This is a genomic window from Gemmatimonas sp. (assembly GCF_041689975.1).
GTDB lineage: Bacteria > Gemmatimonadota > Gemmatimonadetes > Gemmatimonadales > Gemmatimonadaceae > Gemmatimonas.
Map to the genome: position 1 here is coordinate 1 of NZ_JBDNFF010000202.1, position 4,370 is coordinate 4,370.

The following is a 4,370-nucleotide window of genomic DNA, read 5'->3' on the forward strand; positions in this document are numbered from 1 at the left end:
AGCTCCGCCGCTGACAGCACAGGCAGAACACGCCAGGGTTTGGACCAATCGGCGGAACAGCGCAGGGCCGTTGATCCGTCGGCCTGCGGCGACGTTTCCTGATGCACCGTCCATCCCTGCGGTGCTGGGAATTGATACTGCTCCACGCGACTCAGGAGCTGAGATGCGGTCAATGGTTCTGCGATGGATCCTCCGGTGATGAAGTGATTCGTGCGATCGGCAGCAGGGCGATTACCCCTGCTTTTTGAATAATCGCACTGCGGTCTGACAGCCATGGTGTACGCGCGAATCCGGCGTAACTCCGTGCCGCGAGACACACTTTCAGGAGCGAGTGATACGGCTCATTGCGTTGATTCAGCAGGGGCTTACGGGCTTTCGTGCGGGACTTTGGCATACTGAGTACGCTGCTTCCGGCTCATCGGACGGGCTGAAATGACACGGACGTGATCGCGATGCAACATAAAAACTACTGTCAGCAATCGTTCGGCATTGGTACGACCGAGGAGCGCATGGCGTCGCTCACGTTCAGAGTGGTTCGCATCGTCCGCGATGAGTACCGGCCGATGGAAATACACGTCCTCCGCTTCCGCCTGCGTCACGCCGTGCCGCGCCCAGCTCTTCTGGTCGTCGCCCCGATTCCAGTCGAATCCAGCAAGGCGCGCGGTCAACATCTTGAAATCGGCCACCGTTCGAGTATCTGGTCACCCTCTACATTTCGCCAGATCGTGTCCGTGCGCGTGGCCCAAGTGCCTGACGACGGCCACGCTGCGCATTGGCTTGCGCGCGCGTTGGCAGGCGTGCTCATGTGCACGGCATAGTCGTGAGTCGCTCACTCCACGAGTGGAGCCGGCCAATCTGGTTTGGCGGTGTGTACGGTTCGGCGGCGAGCATGGCGATGTGCTACGACCAACTCGGCGTGGAGCGCACGTGCAAAATTCGGTGAGCCTGCGGTAATTACGCCACGCGATGGATACGGTACGCAAGGCGGAATACGAACGGCTCACCCATCGCGACGACGGCACATCGACTCAATACAACCAGAAAAGTTCGCCAAGCGGATTGAGCGGCACTTTGAGGGCATCGCGGCCTACCGTGAGCCGGACGACAACGTTGCGCTCGGATTACACTGCGGGCCCTCGCGACCGAAGTGCTCCGAGTGATGCATAACGCCAGCTGTCACACGCGCGGAGCGCAACCCCGGCCTACCAACGCCACACCAGCGAAGCCACGGCGTAGTGGATCCACGAGAAGCTGTACACCTCGTCCACATCGGCGCCGCCTTCCACCGTGCGATAGCCGACGTGCACGCCGAACCGGCCACGAGGATCGTAGCCGAGTTTCACGGCGGCGTCGATCGCACGGCCGGGTCCTCCGGCGAGCGCGTCGATATCGGTGCCGAGCTGCCAATTCGATGCCGTGCGCCATTCACCCGCGACGTGCAGCAGCGGCACAAATCCGAGATCGTCCTTGCGCGTGGAGACACTGCCTTGCGCGAGTTGCACGGTGGCGTCGCGAATCTTGCCGGTGAATCCGACCCACAGGCGCGTGCGTTCGGTGTTGCGCCACTGGTAGCGGTACGTCAGGCGATACGAGTTGAACGCGTAGGTCGCCTCGACGGGAGCACTCGCCGTGTAGCTGCCACCGGCGAAACTCACCGGAATTCGTAGCCGGCCGGTCTCCGTGATCGACAGTGGTGCGGCGAGCGCGCGCAGTCCGTGCCGCTCGTTCACGTTCCAGGTGAAATAAGCACGACCGGCCGGCCACGGTCCGGACCCCGTCACCTCATTCAGCGAAAATCGCGTGGCCGTGGCGTTGTTGGGGATCTGCACGACGTTGCGACTGATCCAGGCGGGCCCGGCCTCGAGCTCCAGCTGAAAGCGCGGAGTCTGTGCGGCGGCGGTGCCGGCCAGCGATGCGACCATTGCCACACTCGCGACGGCATGCACCGCCGCCGTGTACCTCTGCCTCGATGACGCCAACATATCTCCCCTGTCCAGATGTTCGCCGCTGCTGCCCGCGAATCGGTTTGCACGGCCCTGCCTTGCCGGCGACAGAGGATAGCAACTTTCGCGCCTCTCGTTATCGCAGGCCGAACCACCATGATCTTCTCGTCCGGGCATCTGGATGTGGACAGGAGCCCATGCGCCGAACTTTCTCACGATAGCGCCGAACGCCTGACCAGTGCTCTACTGCGCGAGATCGTACAGGTCGGGCGGTGCCGGTCGGCCGGCGCGTACGTCGGCCAGCGTGCCGGAAAGATTGGCCTCGATCAGTGCTTTCTCGATCATCGGCGCGTCGGCGCCAACCACGAAGCCGGGCCAGCGAATGCCGCAATGACAAGACCGGTCCTCGCCCCTCCTGGCCTCTTTCGCGGTGTCGAACCGATCGAACGGGTTTTCGCCAGCGTATTCACTCGCGATGATGCGATAGCTCGGGATCCTCTCAACGTCCGCGCTTTCGACCACCCCTAAGGTCGGTAGCAACATGTGGGGCGGTTGCGCGCGGGCGGCGGAGCCATCGTTCTGATTCCTGCGGCGCGCGGCGAAAGAACCGCTGCAGTCCTTCAGAGATCCCAAGCGGCAGACTGATCCGCGTAATCTGGTCGACGTTGAGCGTACTCTTGGGGCCGTCGCTCTTCCACACCTGAAGCGTGGGCCGAGAAATCCTCGGACCGCTGGCGCAGTGTATCGCTCCCGGATCTCGGCGTCGTTCGCTGTGCCTTTCATGTGGGACATGCCAGCACCCGCTTTGTTCAAGACACCCTGCGTCGTGAATAAGCACCGGGAAGGTGCGTGGCCACTCGATTGAGTGCGTCTTTCCATCAGCAAACGCACAACAGCGTCCACACGCCCGACGTGCTTCCGGTAGGTCTTGAAGCGGCACTCACCGCCCAAGCTTCTCCAGCAGCACGCGCACCGCGGCGTCCAGCTGACTATCCGTACCCCCGTACGACTCGCCCACCGGCCGCTTCACCGTCACGTCCACCGGGCGCGGGACCAGCTCCATGTTCTTGCCGTCGGTACCGTCCACCCGAATGAACGGGAGCCGCAACGACGTGCCGTCGATGAGGGTGACGCTCGACGTATAGATGATCCACCCCGCCGTGGGTTCGCCCACCACTTTGCCCACGCCCAACGTGCGGTAGCCCTCCGTGAAGTCCTCGCCGTCGGAGAGCGTGTGCTGGTTGACCACGAGCACGGTGGGCTTCTCCAGCGACCGCTGCCCAAGCTGCGTGCGCGCCGGCACCGGTATCGAGCCACGCGTGGTCATGGTCATGTACCCACGCCGCGCGAAGACGTCGAGCGCGTACGCGTTCACGAAGCCGCCCATTCGACGCCTTCGCCACGTAGGCGCGACGCTCGTTCAGCCATTGCCGATACAGCAGCCCCTTCTCGGTGTTGGTGTTCACCGGACGCACCACCACGCGACGTTCAGTCGTGCCGCTCAATACCGTGAGCTCGACACGACGCCCTACGGTGTTGAGTAGACGTGCGTCGAGGTTGTCGGTGCGTGCGAGTGGCTGGCCGTCGATGGCGATGATGCGGTCACCTACCGCAATCCCAGCAATGGCCGCGGGTCCGAGTGTGATGACTTCGCGTACTTGCAACGTGCCGCTCTGCTCGTAGGTGGTACGGTCGAAGCGCAGGCCGAGTTTACCCACCGGCGCTGAGGAAAAGCCGCTTGGCCCACTCGCTCCGGAGTGCGAGGCATTGAGCTCGCCCACCATGAGCTGTAGCAGCCGGCGCAATTCGTCGGGCGTCTGCGCGGCGCGCACGTATGGCGCGAAGCGCTCGCGTACGGCGCTCCAGCTTACGCCGTGCATGGTGGCATCGTAGAACTGATCGCGCAACGAGGCCCATGCTTGTTCGAAGGCGACGAGTTTGTCGGTGTGGAAGTCGGTGTCGAGTTCAGCACTGATGGCCACGTTGCGTGACGCGCCACTCGCAACCGGCACAATCACCACGCGACCGGCATCGCTCACCCACAGCTCGCGGGAGTCGGCGGAGAAGCCGATCACGCTCTTGTTGCCGGGGGTGGTGGTGATTTGCCGAGGCGTGGTAGGCTCGCGTGAGAGCTCGTCGAGCGACCAGGTGTAGAGATTGGGCTGCCCGCTGCCGGCGCTGGTGATCACGAGCGTCTTGCCATCGGGCGTGAGGTTGATGCTGCCGATGTCGATGCCCGGTTCGAGCACGGTGGCCCGCTCGCGTATGCCCTCGAACTCGATGCGCGTGGCGGGTGTAGTGGCGCGCACCGCGACGATGCGCGTGGTGGTGTCGGGGCGCGCGGTGCTCGGCACCGCGGGCGCACCCGCGCTGTCGCGTGCGGGAGCCGTGGTGAAGAGATCGCGGAAGCGGTCTTCACGAAACTTC

At 63.8% G+C, this 4,370-nt stretch carries 4 protein-coding genes and 1 pseudogene; all 5 read right to left on the reverse strand.

Features of this window, described 5'->3' with window-relative positions; translation table 11 throughout:
* Positions 1-365: 365 nt before the first annotated feature.
* A complete protein-coding gene (locus ACESNG_RS12805) occupies positions 366-686 on the reverse strand; it encodes a BrnT family toxin (protein ID WP_373069266.1) in 321 nt (106 codons plus the stop codon).
* A gap of 516 nt (positions 687-1,202) precedes the next feature.
* Positions 1,203-1,982: a hypothetical protein gene (locus ACESNG_RS12810; RefSeq protein WP_373069267.1), complete on the reverse strand. Its 780-nt coding sequence runs from the start codon at positions 1,980-1,982 to the stop codon at positions 1,203-1,205.
* Positions 1,983-2,186: 204 nt separating this feature from the next.
* Positions 2,187-2,486: a hypothetical protein gene (locus ACESNG_RS12815; protein ID WP_373069268.1), complete on the reverse strand. Its 300-nt coding sequence runs from the start codon at positions 2,484-2,486 to the stop codon at positions 2,187-2,189.
* A 397-nt stretch (positions 2,487-2,883) separates the two neighbouring features.
* Positions 2,884-3,330, reverse strand: coding sequence for a S41 family peptidase (locus ACESNG_RS12820; RefSeq protein ID WP_373069269.1), 447 nt, complete (start codon positions 3,328-3,330; stop codon positions 2,884-2,886).
* A 145-nt stretch (positions 3,331-3,475) separates the two neighbouring features.
* Positions 3,476-4,297 (reverse strand): annotated as a pseudogene (locus ACESNG_RS12825) (PDZ domain-containing protein); the annotation flags it as partial.
* Between the last annotated feature and the right edge of the window lie 73 nt (positions 4,298-4,370).